At 64.6% G+C, this 18707-nt stretch carries 9 protein-coding genes; 4 read left to right on the forward strand and 5 right to left on the reverse strand.

The features are described 5' to 3' along the window. The first annotated feature begins 124 nt into the window (after positions 1-124). Genes PF66_RS16495 through PF66_RS16510 form a run of 4 tightly spaced genes read left to right on the forward strand, consistent with a single transcriptional unit; the run spans position 125 to position 9112 of the window. On the forward strand, positions 125-1426 hold the full coding sequence (locus PF66_RS16495; protein WP_054059523.1) for an MdtA/MuxA family multidrug efflux RND transporter periplasmic adaptor subunit: 1302 nt from the start codon (positions 125-127) through the stop codon (positions 1424-1426). After that, a complete protein-coding gene (locus PF66_RS16500) occupies positions 1423-4524 on the forward strand; it encodes an MdtB/MuxB family multidrug efflux RND transporter permease subunit (protein ID WP_054063283.1) in 3102 nt (1033 codons plus the stop codon). The genes PF66_RS16495 and PF66_RS16500 overlap by 4 nt, the downstream gene beginning before the upstream one ends. Then, a complete protein-coding gene (locus PF66_RS16505; RefSeq protein WP_054059521.1) occupies positions 4521-7622 on the forward strand; it encodes an efflux RND transporter permease subunit in 3102 nt (1033 codons plus the stop codon). The genes PF66_RS16500 and PF66_RS16505 overlap by 4 nt, the downstream gene beginning before the upstream one ends. Beyond that, the gene (locus tag PF66_RS16510; RefSeq protein WP_054063284.1) at positions 7619-9112 is read left to right on the forward strand and encodes an efflux transporter outer membrane subunit; all 1494 of its coding nucleotides are present in this window, start codon (positions 7619-7621) and stop codon (positions 9110-9112) included. Before PF66_RS16505 ends, PF66_RS16510 begins: the two co-directional genes overlap by 4 nt. Positions 9113-9168: 56 nt before the next feature. Here PF66_RS16510 and PF66_RS16515 read toward each other — a convergent pair whose 3' ends face one another. From PF66_RS16515 to PF66_RS16535, 5 genes are all read right to left on the reverse strand, one after another. Then, positions 9169-10245 (reverse strand): GGDEF domain-containing protein, encoded by a 1077-nt coding sequence (locus PF66_RS16515; protein ID WP_054059519.1) that lies wholly within the window; start codon positions 10243-10245, stop codon positions 9169-9171. Between the two features lie 116 nt (positions 10246-10361). Beyond that, entirely contained in the window at positions 10362-11096 is a 735-nt protein-coding gene (locus tag PF66_RS16520; protein WP_054063285.1) for a hypothetical protein, read from the reverse strand. 163 nt (positions 11097-11259) lie between these two features. Continuing rightward, complete coding sequence (gene nirD / locus PF66_RS16525; RefSeq protein WP_054059517.1) at positions 11260-11634, reverse strand: nitrite reductase small subunit NirD; 375 nt, start codon at positions 11632-11634, stop codon at positions 11260-11262. After that, on the reverse strand, positions 11634-14192 hold the full coding sequence (nirB, locus tag PF66_RS16530; RefSeq protein WP_054063286.1) for a nitrite reductase large subunit NirB: 2559 nt from the start codon (positions 14190-14192) through the stop codon (positions 11634-11636). The genes nirD and nirB overlap by 1 nt, the downstream gene beginning before the upstream one ends. 331 nt (positions 14193-14523) lie before the next feature. After that, on the reverse strand, positions 14524-18564 hold the full coding sequence (locus PF66_RS16535; protein WP_054063287.1) for a bifunctional nitrate reductase/sulfite reductase flavoprotein subunit alpha: 4041 nt from the start codon (positions 18562-18564) through the stop codon (positions 14524-14526). Positions 18565-18707: the final 143 nt, after the last annotated feature.

Raw genomic sequence — 18707 nt, forward strand, 5'->3', positions numbered from 1 at the left:
GTTTCAGTGCCTTGCCCAAAGGTCGAAGAACGTCATGCAAAGGTAAATTGCCGGTAAAGGCACTTTGCATGAAACATTTGAGTGCTTATCTTTCAGGCTCCTAAGGAAGAAGCTCTCGCCCACAATGGTTGATCACTCCATGCAATCCTCTGCTCCTCGCAAATCCCGTCGTTGGCTGTTCGGCCTGTTCACCGTGTTGATCATCGCGGCGCTGTGCTGGCATTTCTGGCCGGCCGGCGAGCACAAGACCGAACACAAGCCGGCAGGGCATACCGGCAAGACGGGCATGATGCGCCCGGGCTTCGGCGCCTCCACCGGGCCGGTACCGGTGCGCGTGGCTCCGGCGACCGTCGGCGATTTCCCGCTCTATTACAAGGCGCTGGGCACCGTGACTGCGCTGAACACGGTCAATGTGCGGGCGCAGGTGGGCGGCCAACTGGTCAAGATCAATTTCCAGGAAGGGCAGATGGTCAAGGCCGGCGACGTGCTCGCCGAAATCGACCCGCGCAACTATGAAAGCGCCTTGCTGCAGGCCCAGGGCACCCTATTGCAGAGCCAGGCCCAGTTGAAGAACGCCCAGGTCGACCTGCAGCGCTATCGCGGGCTGTATGCCGAGGACAGTATCGCCAAGCAGACCCTGGACACCGCCGAGGCCACCGTACTGCAGTACCAGGGCACGGTGAAGAACAACCAGGGCGCGGTCGACGCGGCCAAGCTGAACCTGGCGTTCACCAAGATTCGCGCACCGATTTCCGGACGCCTGGGCCTGCGCCAGCTGGACGTCGGCAACCTGCTGGCGGCCAACGACACCCAGGCCGTGGCCGTGATCACCCAGACCCAGCCGATCAGCGTGGCGTTCACCCTGCCGGAGAACAACCTGGACGTGGTGCTGCCGCGTTTCCGCAGTGGTGCGCACCTGCCGGCCGAAGCCTGGGATCGTGGTGATGTGAAGCTGCAGGCCACCGGCGTGCTGCAGAGCCTGGACAACCAGATCGACATCACCACCGGCACCCTGAAGTTCAAGGCGCTCTACGAGAACAAGGACCAGATCCTGTTCCCCAACCAGTTCGTCAACGTGCGCCTGCTGGCCGATACCCTGAAAGGCGTGATACTGGCGCCGAGCGCGGCGATCCAGTTCGGTACCGACGGGACCTTCGTCTATGCGCTGGAGGGTGACAAGAAGGTCAGGATTCGTCCGCTGAAGGTCGGGCCGAGTGACGGTAATGTCACTGTGATCACCTCGGGCCTGGCCGCCGGTGACCGGGTGGTGCTCGAAGGCACCGACCGCCTCAAGGATGGGGGCGAGGTGGAAGTGGTCAATGACAGCCAGGACGTACCGAGTACGCCAGCCGAACACTTGCACGGTGCCAAGGCCAAGGACGGCGAAGCGGGTACTGACGCCAAGGCGAAAAAGGTCGGCGCATGAATCTCTCGCGGCTGTTCATTCTCCGCCCGGTAGCGACCACCCTGAGCATGCTGGCGATCGTCCTGGCCGGGGTGATCGCCTACCGGCTGCTGCCGGTGTCGGCACTGCCCCAGGTCGACTACCCGACGATTCGCGTCATGACCCTGTATCCGGGCGCCAGCCCGGACGTGATGACCAGCGCGGTCACCGCGCCGCTGGAGCGCCAGTTCGGGCAGATGCCCGGGCTGACCCAGATGGCTTCCACCAGTTCCGGAGGTGCCTCGGTACTGACCCTGCGCTTCAACCTCGACATCAACATGGATGTCGCCGAGCAGCAGGTCCAGGCGGCCATCAACGCCGCGACCAACCTGCTGCCCAAGGATCTGCCGGCACCGCCGGTGTACAACAAGGTCAACCCGGCGGATACCCCGGTGCTGACCCTGGCGATCACTTCGAAAACCATGCTGCTGCCCAAGCTCAATGACCTGGTCGACACGCGCATGGCGCAGAAGATCGCCCAGATCAGTGGTGTCGGCATGGTCAGCATCGCCGGTGGTCAGCGCCAGGCGGTGCGGATCAAGGTCAACCCCGAGGCCCTGGCGGCCAACAGCCTGAACCTGTCCGACGTGCGCACGCTGATCGGCGCCTCCAACGTCAACCAGCCCAAGGGCAACTTCGACGGCCCGACCCGGGTGTCGATGCTCGATGCCAACGACCAGTTGCGTTCACCCAAGGAATACGCCGAGCTGATTCTCGCCTACAAGAACGGCGCGCCGTTGCGCCTGAAGGACGTGGCCGAGATCGTCGACGGTGCGGAAAACGAGCGTCTGGCGGCCTGGGCCAACCAGAGCCAGGCGGTATTGCTGAATATCCAGCGCCAGCCGGGGGCCAACGTCATCGAGGTGGTCGACCGGATCAAGGCGCTGCTGCCGAGCATCACCGACAACCTGCCGGCCGGCATCGACGTCGCCGTGCTCACCGACCGCACCCAGACCATCCGTGCTTCGGTGACCGACGTACAGCATGAACTGCTGATCGCCATCGCCCTGGTGGTGATGGTCACATTCCTGTTCCTGCGCCGGGCCAGCGCCACCATTATTCCATCGGTGGCGGTGCCACTGTCGTTGATCGGTACCTTCGGCGTGATGTACCTGGCCGGCTTCTCGATCAACAACCTGACGCTGATGGCCCTGACCATCGCCACCGGTTTCGTGGTCGACGATGCCATCGTCATGCTGGAAAACATCTCGCGCTTCATCGAGGAGGGTGACAGCCCGATGCAGGCGGCGCTCAAGGGCGCGAAGCAGATCGGTTTCACCCTGGTGTCGCTGACCCTGTCGCTGATCGCGGTACTGATCCCGCTGCTGTTCATGGCCGATGTGGTGGGGCGGTTGTTTCGCGAGTTCGCCATTACCCTGGCGGTGGCCATCCTGATTTCCCTGGTGGTCTCGCTGACCCTCACTCCGATGATGTGCGCGCGTCTGCTCAAGCGTGAACCCAAGGAACAGGAGCAGGGGCGTTTCTATCGGGCCAGCGGTGCCTGGATCGACTGGCTGATCGAGTCCTACGGACGCAAGCTGCAATGGGTATTGAGGAACCAGACGCTGACCCTGCTGGTGGCCGTCGGCACCCTGGCGCTGACCGTGTTCCTTTACCTGGTGGTGCCCAAGGGCTTCTTCCCGGTGCAAGATACCGGCGTGATCCAGGGTATTTCCGAGGCGCCGCAATCGGTGTCGTTCGCCGCCATGAGCCAGCGGCAACAGGAACTGGCCAAGGTGATCCTGGCCGACCCGGCGGTGGAAAGCCTGTCTTCCTATATCGGTGTCGACGGCGACAACGCCACGCTCAACAGCGGGCGGCTGCTGATCAACCTCAAGCCCCATCGTCAGCGAGACCTCAGCGCGGCGCAGGTGATCGCACGCCTGCAACCGGAGGTGGACCAACTGGTCGGCATCCGGCTGTACATGCAGCCGGTGCAGGACCTGACCATCGAGGATCGGGTCAGCCGCACCCAGTACCAGTTCAGCATGTCCTCGCCGGACGCCGACCTGCTCGCCGAATGGAGCGACAAGCTGGTCCACGCCCTGGCCCAGCGCCCGGAACTGACCGACGTCGCCAGCGACCTGCAGGACAAGGGCCTGCAGGTGTACCTGGTGATCGACCGCGATGCCGCCTCACGGCTCGGCGTGTCGGTCTCCGATATCACCGATGCGCTGTACGACGGTTTCGGCCAGCGGCAGATTTCCACCATCTACACCCAGGCCAGCCAGTATCGTGTGGTGCTCCAGGCCCAGGCCGGGGAGAAGATCGGCCCGGCCGCCCTCGATCAGATCCACGTCAAGACCACCAGCGGCAGTCAGGTCCGGCTGTCGAGCCTGGCGCGGATCGAGGAGCGCCAGGCGCAACTGGCGATCTCGCATATCGGCCAGTTCCCGGCGGTGACGATGTCGTTCAACCTGGCGCCGGGCGTCGCCCTGGGCAAGGGCGTCGAGATCATCGACCAGGTCAAGCAGGAGATCGGCATGCCGATCGGCGTGCAGACCCAGTTCCAGGGCGCCGCCGAAGCCTTCCAGGCCTCGCTGTCGAGCACCTTGCTGCTGATCCTGGCGGCGGTGGTGACCATGTACATCGTGCTCGGGGTGCTCTACGAGAGCTATATCCATCCGGTGACCATCCTCTCGACCCTGCCATCGGCCGCGGTGGGTGCCTTGCTGGCACTGATCCTCAGCGGCAATGACCTGGGCATGATCGCCATCATCGGCATCATCCTGCTGATCGGTATCGTCAAGAAGAACGCGATCATGATGATCGACTTCGCCCTTGACGCCGAACGCAACCAGGGCATCCCGCCCGAGCAGGCGATCTACCAGGCGGCGCTGCTGCGCTTCCGGCCGATCCTGATGACCACCCTGGCGGCGCTGTTCGGTGCCGTGCCGCTGATGCTGGCGACCGGCTCCGGCGCCGAACTGCGTCAGCCCCTGGGCCTGGTGATGGTCGGCGGGTTGCTGGTCAGCCAGGTGCTGACGCTGTTCACCACGCCGGTGATCTACCTGTTCTTCGATCGGCTGGGACGGCGCTGGGGGCGGCATCCGAGCCGCCTGGAGCAGGCCGACACATGAACCTTTCCGGACCCTTCATCCGCCGGCCGGTAGCGACCATGCTGCTGAGCCTGGCGATCGTCCTGCTCGGTGGCGTCAGCTTCGGCCTGTTGCCGGTATCGCCACTGCCGCAGATGGACTTCCCGGTGATCGTGGTCCAGGCCAGCCTGCCGGGTGCCAGCCCGGAAGTCATGGCCTCGACCGTGGCCACACCGCTGGAGCGCTCGTTCGGGGTGATCCCCGGCGTCAACACCATGAGCAGCCGCTCCAGCCAGGGTTCGACCCGGGTGATCCTGCAGTTCGACATGGACCGCGACATCAACGGCGCGGCGCGGGAGGTGCAGGCAGCCATCAACGCTTCGCGCAACCTGCTGCCCAGCGGCATGCGCAGCATGCCGACCTACAAGAAGGTCAACCCGTCCCAGGCGCCGATCATGGTGTTGTCGCTGACCTCCGACGTGTTGCAGAAGGGCCAGTTGTACGACCTGGCCTCGACCATCCTGTCCCAGAGCCTGTCCCAGGTGCCGGGCGTGGGCGAAGTGCAGATCGGCGGCAGTTCGCTGCCGGCGGTGCGCATCGAACTCGAACCCCAGGCGTTGAACCAGTACGGCGTGGCCCTGGACGATGTACGTACCACCATCGCCAACGCCAACGTGCGCCGGCCCAAGGGATCGCTGGAGGACGACCAGCGCAACTGGCAGGTGCAGGCCAACGACCAGTTGGAGAAGGCCAAGGACTACGAGCCGCTGATCATCCACTACCAGAACGGTGCGGCCCTGCGCCTGGGCGATGTGGCGAAGATCAAGGACAGCGTCGAGGACCGCTACAACAGCGGCTTCTTCAACAATGACGCCGCCGTGCTGCTGGTGATCAACCGCCAGGCCGGCGCCAACATCATCCAGACGGTCAACGAGATCAAGGCGCAGTTGCCGGCGTTGCAGGCGGTGTTGCCGTCCAGCGTCAAGCTGAACCTGGCCATGGACCGCTCGCCGGTGATCAAGGCGACCCTGCATGAAGCCGAGATGACCCTGCTGATCGCTGTCGCCCTGGTGGTGCTGGTGGTCTACCTGTTCCTCGGCAACTTCCGCGCGTCGCTGATCCCGACCCTGGCGGTGCCGGTGTCGCTGATCGGCACCTTCGCCATCATGTACCTCTACGGGTTCTCCCTGAACAACCTGTCGCTGATGGCGCTGATCCTCGCCACCGGCCTGGTGGTGGACGATGCCATCGTGGTGCTGGAGAACATCTCCCGGCATATCGACGAGGGTGTGTCGCCGATGAAGGCGGCCTACCTCGGGGCGAAGGAGGTCGGTTTCACCCTGTTGTCGATGAACGTTTCGCTGGTGGCGGTGTTCCTGTCGATCCTGTTCATGGGCGGCATCATCGAGAGCCTGTTCCGCGAGTTCTCGATCACCCTGGCGGCGTCGATCATCGTGTCTCTGGTAGTCTCCCTGACCCTGACGCCGATGCTCTGCGCCCGCTGGCTCAAGCCCCAGGGCGCGCAGACGCGCCTGCAGCGCTGGAGCGAGCAGGCCAACGAGCGCATGGTCAGCGCCTACGCCCGCAGCCTGGACTGGGTGTTGCGCCACCGGCGCCTGACCCTGCTCAGCCTGCTGGTGACCATCGCTGTCAACGTCGCACTGTACGTGGTGGTGCCCAAGACCTTCATGCCGCAGCAGGACACCGGGCAACTGATCGGTTTCATCCGCGGCGATGACGGCCTGTCGTTCGGCGTGATGCAACCGAAGATGGAGACGTTCCGCAAGGCGATCCTGGCCGACCCCGCGGTACAGAGCGTGGCCGGCTTCATCGGTGGCAACAACGGCACCAACAACGCTTTCATGCTGGTACGTCTCAAGCCGATCAAGGAACGCAACATCTCGGCGCAGAAGGTCATCGAGCGCCTGCGGGTCGAGATGCCCAAGGTCCCCGGCGCACGCCTGATGCTGATGGCCGACCAGGACCTGCAGTTCGGCGGCGGTCGCGAGCAGACCACCGCGCAGTACTCCTACATCCTGCAGAGCGACGACCTGGCGGCCCTGCGCGAGTGGTATCCGAAGGTGATCGCGGCGTTCAAGGGGCTGCCGGAACTGACCGCCATCGACGCCCGCGAAGGTCGCGGCGCGCAGCAGACCACCCTGGTGGTCGACCGCGATACCGCCAAGCGCCTGGGCGTCGACATGAGCATGGTCACCGCAGTGCTGAACAACGCCTACAGCCAGCGGCAGATATCCACCATCTATGACAGCCTGAACCAGTACCAGGTGGTGATGGAGGTCAACCCGAAATACGCCCAGGACCCGGAAACCCTGAACCAGGTCAAGGTGATCGGCAGCGACGGCCAGCGCATTCCGCTGTCGGCCATCGCCCACTACGAGAACAGCCTGCAGGAAGACCAGGTCAGCCATGAGGGGCAGTTCGCCTCGCAAAGCCTGTCGTTCGACATGGCCCCGGGCGTGACGGTGGAGCAGGGCACGGCGGCGATCGAGCGGGCGGTGGCCAAGCTAGGCCTGCCGGAGTCGGTGATTGCCAAGATGGCCGGCACCAGCGATGCCTTTGCCGCCACCCAGAAAAGCCAGCCGTTCATGATTCTCGGCGCGCTGGTGGCGGTCTACCTGGTACTGGGGGTGCTCTACGAGAGCTACATCCATCCGCTGACCATCCTCTCGACGCTGCCTTCGGCCGGCGTCGGCGCCTTGCTCAGCATCTACCTGCTGGGCGGCGAGTTCAGCCTGATTTCCCTGCTCGGGCTGTTCCTGCTGATCGGTGTGGTGAAGAAGAACGCGATCCTGATGATCGACCTGGCCCTGCAACTGGAGCGCCATTCGGCGCTCGAGCCCCTGGCCTCGATCCGTGAAGCCTGTCTGCTGCGCCTGCGGCCGATCCTGATGACCACCCTGGCGGCGATCCTCGGTGCACTGCCGCTGCTGCTGAGCACCGCCGAAGGGGCGGAAATGCGCCAGCCGCTGGGCCTGACCATCATCGGCGGGCTGGTCTTCAGCCAGGTCCTGACCCTTTACACCACCCCGGTGGTTTACCTTTATCTCGACCGCCTGCGCCACCGTTTCAACGCCTGGCGTGGCGTCCGTACCGATGGTGCTCTGGAAACTCCGCTATGACTGACCACTCCTACTGCAATGCGACCGCCCGGGCCGCACAACGCCTGGAAATGGCCCGCGGCTCGCGCCTGCTGAGCCTGGCCCTGTGCGGGCTGATGCTCAGCGCCTGCGCCGTCGGCCCGGACTACAAGCGCCCGGAAGCCGCCACGCCGGCGCAGTACAAGGAAGCCGCCGGCTGGCGCCAGGCCCAGCCCAGCGACTCGCTGGCCCGTGGCGCCTGGTGGGAGCTGTATGGCGATCCGGTGCTCAATGGCCTGGTGGAAAAACTCAACAGCGGCAACCAGACCGTGGCCCAGTCCGAGGCACAGTTCCGCCAGGCCCAGGCCCTGGTGCGCAGTTCCCGCGGGGCGTTCTTTCCCAGTGTCGACCTGAGCGCGGGCAAGACCCGTTCCAGCCAGGGCACCGGCAGCAGCAACTCAAGCCTGAGCAGTTCCGCGAGCGGGATTCGCGACACCTACAACGCGCAACTGGGCGTGAGCTGGGAAGCCGATGTCTGGGGCAAGCTGCGCCGCGGCCTCGAGGCGGACCAGGCGAGTGCCCAGGCGAGCTTCGCCGACCTGGCGGCGATGCGCCTGAGCCAGCAATCGGAACTGGTGCAGAACTACTTGCAACTGCGGGTGATCGATGAGCAGAAACGCCTGCTCGAAGCCACCGTGCAGGCCTATGAGCGCTCGCTGAAAACCACCGAGAACCAGTACCGCTTCGGCGTTTCGGACAAGGCCTCGATCGCCCAGGCGCAGACCCAGTTGAAAAGCGCCCAGGGCGACCTGATCGACCTGGCCTGGCAGCGCGCCCAGTTTGAAAACGCCATTGCTGTGCTGACCGGCCAGGCACCGGCCGACTTCAAGCTGGCGGCCACCCGCGACGTTCCGGCGTTGCCACAGATTCCGCTGGGCCTGCCGTCGCAACTGCTGGAGCGGCGTCCGGATGTCGCCTCGGCGGAGCGCTCGGTGATTGCCGCCAACGCCAAGATCGGCGTGGCGAAGGCGGCCTACTACCCGGACCTGACCCTGAGCCTGTCCGGCGGCTACAGCAGCAGTACCTATGCCGACTGGATCAGCCTGCCGAACCGTTTCTGGTCGGTGGGGCCGAAACTGGCGATGACCCTGTTCGACGGCGGGCAGCGCTCGGCGGAAGTGGAACGGACCGAGGCGGTGTATGACCAGACTGTCGCCAAGTATCGCCAGACCGTGCTCGACGGTTTCCGCGAGGTGGAGAACTACCTGGTGCAGCTCAAGGTGATGGAGAACGAGGCGGTGGTGCGCCAGCAGGCGCTGGACTCGGCCCGTGAATCCCTGCGCCTGACCGAAAACCAGTACAAGGCTGGCCTGATCGCCTACCTGGATGTGGTCACCGTGCAGACCACCGCCCTGAGCAACGAGCGCAGCGTGCTGAGCCTGCTGCAGAGCCGGCTGATCGCCAGTGTGCAACTGATTGCCGCCCTCGGCGGGGGCTGGGACGGCGCCACCGGGCCGGTGGCCACCAAGTAACCCGATCCCTGCGGTGGGCCTGTTCGCGGCCAGCCTGGCTGGCCAGCGCAACTCCGTCACTCAAAAAAGGTATAGCGGTCCTTGCCGCTGTGCTTGGAGCTGTAGAGCGCCTGGTCAGCCTTGACCAGTGCCGAGTTCAGCGTGTCCTGCGGCTCGATCCGGGCCAGGCCGATACTGATAGTCACCGGATACTCGGTCATCGCTTCACGCACCCGTCGGCACAGGCGCGCCATCAGTGCCTCGGCCTCGATACGGGGCATGCCGTGCAGGTACACTGCGAATTCCTCACCGCCCAGCCGGGCATACTCGAAGTCCCCCATCACCGTCTTGATGTCCGCCGCCACGCGCTTGAGCACTTCATCGCCGACGTCGTGGCCGTGCACGTCGTTGACCTTCTTGAAATTGTCGACATCAATCATTGCCAGGTACTGGGCATGATCCTGCGGCGTCGTGCGCAAGTGCTGCTGGGTCTTGCTCATGAACGAGCGTCGATTGGGAATGGCCGTCAGCGCATCGATATAAGCCTGTTCCAGCAGCCGTCCAGCCATGATGTGGTTGTGCAGCTTGGCCTGTCGCAGCCTGAAGAAACTGTAGAGGGTAATTCCGGTGAGAAACAGCGAATAGCTGAGGATCAGCGCCCCCTTGAGCTCGTAGACGACGATCCCGGTCATGAAGAAGGGATCGAGCACTACCCAGCAAACGCCCACTGCGCAGAGAAATGACCAGCGACTCAACGGCAGTACCGAGGCACTGTAGAGAATGCTGGAGGCTGCAAGGATCTGCCACACCGCATGCTGTTCCCGGGGCAGACCCTCGATGACCAGGCGGATGCCCAGCGCGATCACGGCGACGAACACCAGGTTCAGCAGGTCGAAGTGCCGTGCCTGGCGCACGAAGCGTTGCAGGATCACCAGGGCGGTCAGGCTGGCGATGAACAGCAGGGACATCCAGGTGAAACCCTGGGCGCCAATGAAGCTGACGATCAGGTCGAACAGCAGCCAGATCCCCAGGCTGGCCAGGTAGATCAGGCTGCAGAAACCGCGCAGCCGTTCGAAATCGTGTTGCGCAAACTCCGCCTGGAGTGCCGGTGTAGGAGCCTGGCTGGTCACCTGGGCTTCAAGGGTCTTGAGCATTGCGGGCCTTGTTACGCATTGAGAATCGTCTTCATGGACGATAGCGCAACTCAAGGCTTGCCAACCACCGGGCATGGCGGCCAGATCTACAAAAGCATGGCCGCCATGCACCTGCTTCAACTACGTGAACCGAGCTTTATGCGGATGAATGTGCCCTTCGAGTTGGGCCCCACCTTTCCAGCCCGGCTGAAGAGCTTGTAATAGGCCAAGTGCACGCCGTCAGCCATGTCAAAGAAGTATTTTGCCTCCAAGGACATAACAGTTCCGTTAGTGGTATCTGTCACTGTTTTATAGCTAAGGACCGGCTCATTGGGCCCGCCGATACTGAGGCCGATCCGATCACCGTCGGTCTGTCCGTCATAAAGCGCGATGAAGAAGTCCACGCGGTGGTCATGTTCTTGTAGGTATTGGTGGGTCACCCCGTCGCCTTGACTGAGTTCTTCATCCACCTCCGGCTTGCTGCCGGCCAAGCCGCCGTTGGGAACGCGCAAATCGATGGTGAAGCGCTCGGTTTCTGACTCGAAGGTGGCGCCGGCATGGTTGCGCACCTTGAAGGCAACCTTGGAGACACCTTCCTCTTGCAGGTACTGAGGGAGCAAATACAGCCTGTGCGGGAAGTGGATCGGCCCGGGCATGTGTTGGGGAAACTCGTGGACGTTGCCGGTGGGCGATGTGTAGATCAGGGTCAAATGATCGACCTGGTCGTGTTGCGCGGGGTCAGGCCAGGCGGTCCTGATGTCCAGGGCAAGGTCGGACGTCAGGGCGCCGACCGGCAGAAGGTTGTGCTGCGGGTAGTCTAAGTTTTCCAGTGCTGCCGGGATGTGCAGGGGAGGAAGGGGGGCGTGACTCATCGCTATGGTCTCCATCGTGGCTGACAAGCGACAGGTGCTGCCTGGGCAACACCTGTCCCGCTGGCAATCCGGATGGATACAGCTGCCAGACGCCCATTAGGGCCTGCGCGGTCGAGACTGGCTACTGTCAGTTCTGACAGTCTTGCCAGGTTCCCGACGAACGTCAGATCACCGCGATCTGCACTTCATCGCCGGCCCAGCGCACTGGCCAGACCCGCAACTGCTGCTCCGGATACTCCAGGCAACTGCCGTCCTCGAGGTTGAAGTGCTGCTTGTACAGCGGCGAGGCGATCACCGGCTGGCCCTTGATATGGCCGACGATGCCGCGGCCGATCACATTGGCGCCGGACAACGGGTCATGGTTGTCGATGGCATACAGGGTGCGTCCCCGGGTGTCATCGGGCAGGTAGAACAGCGCGACCTGGGCGCAGTGGAACCAGACCACCACGCCGGAGTTCTCCACCAGGTCTTCGCGGCGGCAGACCGCCTGCCACTGCAAATCGTTGGCCATGCTGTGTTGTGCGGTTGACTGGCCCATCAGAGCACCTCCTCATGTACGGCAATCAGGTTGAGTTCATCGGCGCGCACCGGCCGGCGCTGCGCACGTTCCTTGACGAAATGGATGTCCGGGTCGCCGCGCCGGTCGTTGACGAAGGTGCGGAAGCGCTTGAGTTTTTCCGGGTCGCTGATCGCGTTGGCCCACTCGCATTCGTAGCGCTCGACCACCCGTTGCAACTGGTTCTCCAGCTCGGCGGCCAGGCCCAGGCTGTCGTCGATGATCACCGCCTTGAGGTAGTCGAGGCCGCCCTCGAGGTTTTCCCGCCACACCGAGGTGCGTTGCAGACGGTCGGCGGTGCGGATGTAGAACATGAGGAAACGGTCGACGTAGCGGATCAGCGTCTCATCATCCAGGTCGGTGGCGAACAGCTCGGCGTGGCGTGGGCGCATGCCGCCGTTGCCGCAGACATACAGGTTCCAGCCTTTCTCGGTGGCGATCACGCCGATGTCCTTGCTCTGGGCCTCGGCGCATTCGCGGGTGCAACCGGACACCGCCAGCTTGAACTTGTGTGGTGCGCGCAGGCCCTTGTAGCGGTTCTCCAACAGCAGGGCCATGGCCACGCTGTCCTGCACACCGTAACGGCACCAGGTGCTGCCGACGCAGGATTTCACCGTGCGCAGCGACTTGCCGTAGCCATGGCCGGTCTCGAAGCCGGCGTCGATCAGTTCGCCCCAGATCTGTGGCAGTTCGTGCAGTTGCGCGCCGAACAGGTCGATGCGCTGGCCGCCGGTGATCTTGGTGTAGAGGTCGTATTTCTTCGCCACCACACCCAGGGCGATCAGCTTGTCCGGGGTGATTTCGCCGGCAGCGATCCGCGGGATGATCGAGTAGGTGCCGTTCTTCTGCATGTTGGCCATGAAGGTGTCGTTGGTGTCCTGCAGCGGCACCAGCGCCTTGTCCATGATCGGCCGGTTCCAGCACGAAGCGAGGATCGACCCCACCGCCGGCTTGCAGATGTCGCAGCCGGTGTGACCCTTGCCGTGGCGGGCGAGCAGTTCCTCGAAGGTCTCGATGCCACCGACCCGAACCAGGGCGTAGAGCTCCTGGCGGGTATGGGCGAAGTGTTCGCAGAGGCTCTTGTCGACGGCCACGCCGCGGGCCACCAGTTCGTGCTCGAAGACCTGCTTGAGCAGCGCGCTGCAGCCGCCGCAGCCGGTGGCGGCTTTGGTCTGCGCCTTGAGATCGGACAGATCGCTGCAACCGGCATCCACCGCGCAGCAGATCGCGCCCTTGGTGACGTTGTGGCAGGAGCAGATGGTCGCCGTGGCGGGCAGGGCATCGGCACCGAGGGTCGGGGTGCCTTCGTTCATGGGCAGGATCAGGCTGGCCGGGTCCTGGGGCAGGGCGATGGCGTTCTGTACGTATTGCAGCAGGGTGTCGTAGTAGCTGTTGTCGCCCACCAGTACTGCACCGATGACCTTCTTGCCCTCGGCATCGACCACCAGGCGCCGGTAGGCGGAGTTGGCTTCGTCGATGAAGCGATAGCTGCGTGCGCCCGGGGTGGCGCCGTGGGCATCGCCGATCGAACCGACATCGACGCCGAGCAGCTTGAGCTTGGTCGACATATCGGCACCGTTGAAGGTGTCCGCGGCTTCACCGGCCAGGCGGCTGGCGACATTGCGCGCCATGCTGTAGCCCGGCGCGACCAGGCCGAACACGCTGCCGTTCCAGGCGGCGCATTCGCCGATGGCCGAGATGGCCGGGTCGCTGGTCTGGCAGTGGCTGTCGATGACGATGCCGCCCCGTGGCGCGATCTCCAGCCCGCTGTTGCGGCCCAGCAGGTCCTGGGGACGAATCCCGGCGGAGAAGACGATCAGGTCGGTTTCGAGAAATTCGCCGCCGTCGAAATTCATCCGGTAGCGGTACTGCTCGCCGGCGACTATTTCCTTGGTTGCACGGGAGAGGTGGACACCGACGCCCAGGCCTTCGATCTGCGTCTTGAGGGCGGCACCGCCATCGCCGTCCAGTTGCACCGGCATCAGCCGCGGGGCGAACTCGACCACATGGGCTTCCAGGCCCAGGGACTTGAGCGCATTGGCCGCCTCCAGGCCCAGCAGGCCGCCGCCGACCACCACGCCACGGCGGGCTTCGGCGGCGGCCGCGCGGATCGCGTCGAGATCGTCGAGGGTGCGGTAGACCAGCCGCGCCGAGCCTTCGGAGCCGGGAATCGGCGGCACGAACGGATAGGAACCGGTGGCCAGGATCAACTGGTCGTAGGGCTGGCGGCCTGAACGGGTGACGATCTCGCGCCTGTCGCGGTCGATCTCCAGCACTTCGACGCCCAGGTGCAGCCTGACCCCGTGACGCTCGTACAAGCCGGGCTCGCCGAGGGCCAGGGCCTGGGCGTCCTTGCCGGCGAAATATTCGGACAGGTGCACGCGGTCATAGGCCGGTTGCCATTCCTCTCCATAGACATGCAGTTCGAACTGATGCAGGGCGCCACGCTCGATCAACTGCTCGACGCAGTGGTGGCCGACCATGCCATTACCCACGATCACCAGTTTCCTGCGATGTTCGACATTTACGATAGCGTTCATGGAGCTTCCTCGGATCACGGCCAGTCACGGACTGGCGCAGCCAGAAAAAATGCAAAAAAAAACGCCTGGAGCCGAAGCTCCAGGCGCCTTTGCCTGGTGTCTTATTCCTGTTCTGTGTGTGATCGCCGTTGACCACCGGAACGGTCTGCCAGGTCATTCATGGCAGAGAGTGACTGGATAAAAGCAGGGAGTGTGCCAAGTGCCGGTTTGTACGGTTTACTCGGTCTTTGTCGGTATTTTCCGAATGAATTCGACCTGTGTTGGTGCGTTCCGCTTGGCGGCTGCCAGCTATGGGGGCGCCGCCGAGGGCTCTTTCACGGATGAATCCGGCTCAATACACATCCCGCACATAACGCTTGTCCGCCGCCAACGCCTGGACATAGGCCTGCGCCGCATCCGCATCCAACCCGCCATGGGTGCATACCACCTGCCTGAGCGCCGCCTCCACATCCCGCGCCATGCGGCTGGCATCGCCGCACACATAGAACCCCGCACCTTCCTCCAGCCAGGCCCACAACTGTGCGCCTTGCTCGATCATCCGCTGCTGCACGTAGATCTTCTGCGCCTGGTCCCGGGAAAACGCGGTATCGAGCCGCTGCAGATGGCCCTGTTCACACCATGCCTGCAGTTCCTCGCGGTAGTAGAAGTCACTGGCGGCATGCTGCTCGCCGAAGAACAGCCAGTTCCTGCCCGTTGCGCCGATCGCCTGGCGCTCCTGCAGAAAGGCCCGGAACGGCGCGATGCCGGTACCCGGACCGACCATGATCATCGGCGCCGAAGGATCGGCTGGCGGGCGGAAGTTCGCCGATTTCTGCACGAAGATCGGCACATCCAGGCCCTCGGCGCGGTCGGCGAGGAACCCCGAACAGCAACCGGAACGCGCCTGCCCGGCGTGCTCGTAGCGGACAGTCGAAACCGTCAGGTGCACTTCGCCCGGATGTGCCTTGGGGCTCGAGGAAATCGAATACAGCCGCGGTTGCAGCGGTTTCAGGCAATCCACCAGTTCCTGCGCACCCAGCTCGACCTGCAGCTCGCGCAGCAGATCCGCCGGTTGCCGGCCCCACAGCCAGTCCTTGAGCTCGGTCTTGTGTTCATCGGCCAGCAGGCGCTTGAGCTGGCTGCTGCCCGAGCGTTGAAAGACCCGTTGCAACAAGGCCGGACTGATCCGGCCGATCTCCAGATGGCGGCTCAGGGCGTCGACCAGCGGCATGGGCGTCTGGTCCTTGAGGAACACCACCGTCTCGGCGCTGCACGCGCTCAGGCAGCCACGCAGTTGTTCCACCTGTTCGGGGCAGTGGCTGGGCCAGACACCGAGGGCATCGCCGGCCTGGTAGTCGAGGCCGCTGTCAGCCAGGTCGAAGACGAACTGCCGGGTTTCCTTGCCCGCGTCGGGGCCGCTGAGCAGACGGTTGTGCTTGAGCCGGGCCAAAAACGGTTGCTGGCGGCTGTAACGTGGAGCACCGGCGAGCACCACGGGGTTGTCGGCAAGGGCCGAATCGAGCTGTTCCAACCAGGCGCTGGCCGGCTCCTGGTAGTCCGGCTCGCAGTCGACCCTGGCCGCCAGACGCTGGGCGCCGAGACTGTGCAGGCGCTCGTCGAGCTTGCGGCCGAAGCCGCAGAACTGATCGTAGCTGGAGTCACCGAAGGCCAGCACGGCAAAGCGCAGATGGGCCAGGCTCGGGGCATCGTCGGCTTCCAGCGCCTGCCACAGGCCATGGGCGTTGTCCGGCGGGTCGCCGTCACCGAAGGTGCTGGTCAGCAGCAGCGCACGGCCAGCCTGGCTCAGCTCCCGAGCCTGGATGCTGTCCATCGAGGCTAGGCGCACCCGATGGCCTTTCTCCCGCAGGCGCTCGGCGGCCGACTTGGCGAATGCTTCCACCGTACCGGTCTGGGACGACCAGAGCAGCAGCACGGGCGGCTGTTCGTTCGTGACTGCCGGCAGCACCTGGGGCTGGGCCGGCTCCTGGCGGGCGAACAGACCGGCCAGGAGCCCTTCGAGAATCAGTCGGTTGGACGGTTGCAGCGGCGCATTCGCCGGCAGGGTCGGGACACCGGCTGCGGCCTGACTGTGGCCCAGTCCGAGCAGGAAGCCTTGCAGGTAAAGGTTTTCATCGGGCGCCAGCTGGAGGCTGGGCGTGCTGTCGAGCCCGAGAATCCGGGCCAGGGCTTGGGTCTGCATCGTATACGCGGCCTCCGTGCGCAGGGGCAAGGGCTGTGGATCAGGCTTGGGCGAAGCGACCCGGTGCAGGGCCACGGCGCTGAACTTGAATTCCGGTTGCAGTGAGATCGGGTCCACGGCATCGCTGGTGACGGCGTTGATCGTCAGGTCGTCGCCGTAGACATCGTTCCAGTGGAAGGGCGCGAAGCAGTTGCCCGCTGCCACCCGCTCGCTGATCTGCGCCGGCAGCACGGCGCGTCCCCTTACGGAACGCACCTCGATGGCATCCTTCTCGGAGATACCCAGGCGCGCCGCATCGAACGGATTGATCTCGACGAAGGGGCCGGGATTGAGCCTGTTCAGCGCCGCGACCTTGCCGGTCTTGGTCAGGGTGTGCCACTGGTGCTGCAGGCGCCCGGTGTTGAGTACCCAGGGGAAGTGGTCGTCGGGTTGTTCGGCCGGCGGTTGCCAGGGCCGGGCGAAGAACCTTGCCCGGCCGCTGGCGGTGGGGAACAGCAGGCGCGGATGAGAGCCATCGGCAGCCGCTTGCGTGCCGTCGTTGAGGTAGCGGATCGGGTTGCGGTCCTGCTGCTGCCCGGGGCCGCAGGGCCACTGCTGGGGTGTCTGCTCCAGGCGCTGGTAACTGGCGCCGCGCAGGTCGTAACCGGTGCCGGGGTTCCAGGCGCGCTTGATCTCCTCGAACACTTGGGCGGCGCTGGTGTAGCCGAAGGCGTCGGCATAGCCCATTGCACAGGCCACCCGGGCGATGATCTGCCAGTCCGGCAGGGCCTGGCCGGGGGCGTCGACGGCCTTGCGCATCAGCGTCAGGTTGCGTTCGGAGTTGATCATCACCCCCTCGGCTTCGGCCCACAGGGCGGCCGGCAGGAGGATATCGGCGTAGCGGTTGGTTTCGGTGTCGAGAAAGGCGTCCTGGGCGATCACCAGTTCGGCGGCCTGGAGTCCGGCAATGACCCGTTGCCGATTGGGCGAGGATGCCACCGGATTGGTGCAGATGATCCAGCAGGCCTTGACCTTGCCGGCCTGCATGTCCTCGAACAGGGCGACGCTGCCGCCACCGACCCGCTGGCTTAGGCTGCCGCGGGGAATCTGCCAGAGGTCTTCGATGAACTCACGGTCGGCGGCCACCAGGGCCGAGCGCTGGCCTGGCAGGCCGGGGCCCATGTAGCCCATTTCCCGGCCGCCCATGGCGTTGGGTTGGCCGGTGAGGGAGAACGGCCCGCTGCCGGGACGGCAGATCGCCCCGGTGGCCAGGTGCAGGTTGCACAGGGCGTTGGTGTGCCAGGTGCCGTGAGTGCTCTGGTTCAGGCCCATGGTCCAGCAACTCATCCATTCGGCCGCCTCGCCGATCCATTGGGCGGCCTGACGGATCTGCGCCTCGGGCAGGCCGGTCAGGCTGGCGACCCGGGCCGGGTGGTAGTCTTCAAGAAACTCCGGCAATGCGTCCCAGCCCTCGGTGAAGCGGGCGATGAAATCGGCATCGGTGTGGCCGTTCTTCAGCAGCAGGTGCAGCAGGCCGTTGAGCAGGGCCAGGTCGCTGCCCGGCCTGATCTGCAGGAACAGGTCGGCCTTGTCGGCCGTGGCGTTGCGTCGCGGGTCGACCACGATCAGCCGGGCACCGGCCTTGAGCCGGTCCATCAGGCGCAGGAACAGGATCGGGTGACAGTCGGCCATGTTCGCACCGATCACGAAAAACAGCTCGGCCTGGTCGAAGTCCTGATAGGAGCCCGGCGGCCCGTCGGCGCCCAGCGACAGCTTGTAGCCGGCGCCGGCGCTGGCCATGCACAGGCGTGAGTTGGACTCGATCAGATGAGTACGGACAAACCCCTTGGCCAGCTTGTTGATCAGGTACTGGGCCTCCAGCGACATCTGCCCGGAGACGTAGAAGGACAGGGCGTCGGGGCCGTGTTCGTCGAGGATCGCCTTGAGCCGGCGCGCGCTTTCGTCGATGGCCTGGTCCATGCCGACCTGGCCCGGGTCACGCTTGCGCTCGTGGCGCATGAACGCCTGGGCCATGCGTCCGGAGTGGGTGAGCGGCTGGGCGCAGGTACTGCCCTTGGTGCACAGGCGGCCGAAGTTGGTCGGGTGCTGCCTGTCGCCGCTGACCTTGATCACCTGGTTGTCGCGCACCTCCATGACGATGCCACAGCCGACACCGCAATAGGGGCATACGCTGCGTACGCTGGTCTGGGTCATGGTCTGTTGCTCCTGCCCGAGGAAATGATGCGTGCGGAAAACAAAAAGGCGCTGTGTCGCTCTCCGTCGAAACGGGGCAACACGGCGCCTTTGTCGTGAGGTCAACCGCCTGCGTTGGCGGTCGTTGTTCCGGTTTTTTCTGC

It is taken from the genome of Pseudomonas asplenii (assembly GCF_001293465.1).
GTDB lineage: Bacteria > Pseudomonadota > Gammaproteobacteria > Pseudomonadales > Pseudomonadaceae > Aquipseudomonas > Aquipseudomonas fuscovaginae_B.

Coding starts and splice junctions, on each gene's coding strand:
- PF66_RS16495 (WP_054059523.1), top strand. CDS start 125: ATGGTTGATCACTCCATGCAATCCTCTGCTCCTCGCAAATCCCGTCGT.
- PF66_RS16500 (WP_054063283.1), top strand. CDS start 1,423: ATGAATCTCTCGCGGCTGTTCATTCTCCGCCCGGTAGCGACCACCCTG.
- PF66_RS16505 (WP_054059521.1), top strand. CDS start 4,521: ATGAACCTTTCCGGACCCTTCATCCGCCGGCCGGTAGCGACCATGCTG.
- PF66_RS16510 (WP_054063284.1), top strand. CDS start 7,619: ATGACTGACCACTCCTACTGCAATGCGACCGCCCGGGCCGCACAACGC.
- PF66_RS16515 (WP_054059519.1), bottom strand. CDS start 10,245: ATGCTCAAGACCCTTGAAGCCCAGGTGACCAGCCAGGCTCCTACACCG.
- PF66_RS16520 (WP_054063285.1), bottom strand. CDS start 11,096: ATGAGTCACGCCCCCCTTCCTCCCCTGCACATCCCGGCAGCACTGGAA.
- nirD (WP_054059517.1), bottom strand. CDS start 11,634: ATGGGCCAGTCAACCGCACAACACAGCATGGCCAACGATTTGCAGTGG.
- nirB (WP_054063286.1), bottom strand. CDS start 14,192: ATGAACGCTATCGTAAATGTCGAACATCGCAGGAAACTGGTGATCGTG.
- PF66_RS16535 (WP_054063287.1), bottom strand. CDS start 18,564: ATGACCCAGACCAGCGTACGCAGCGTATGCCCCTATTGCGGTGTCGGC.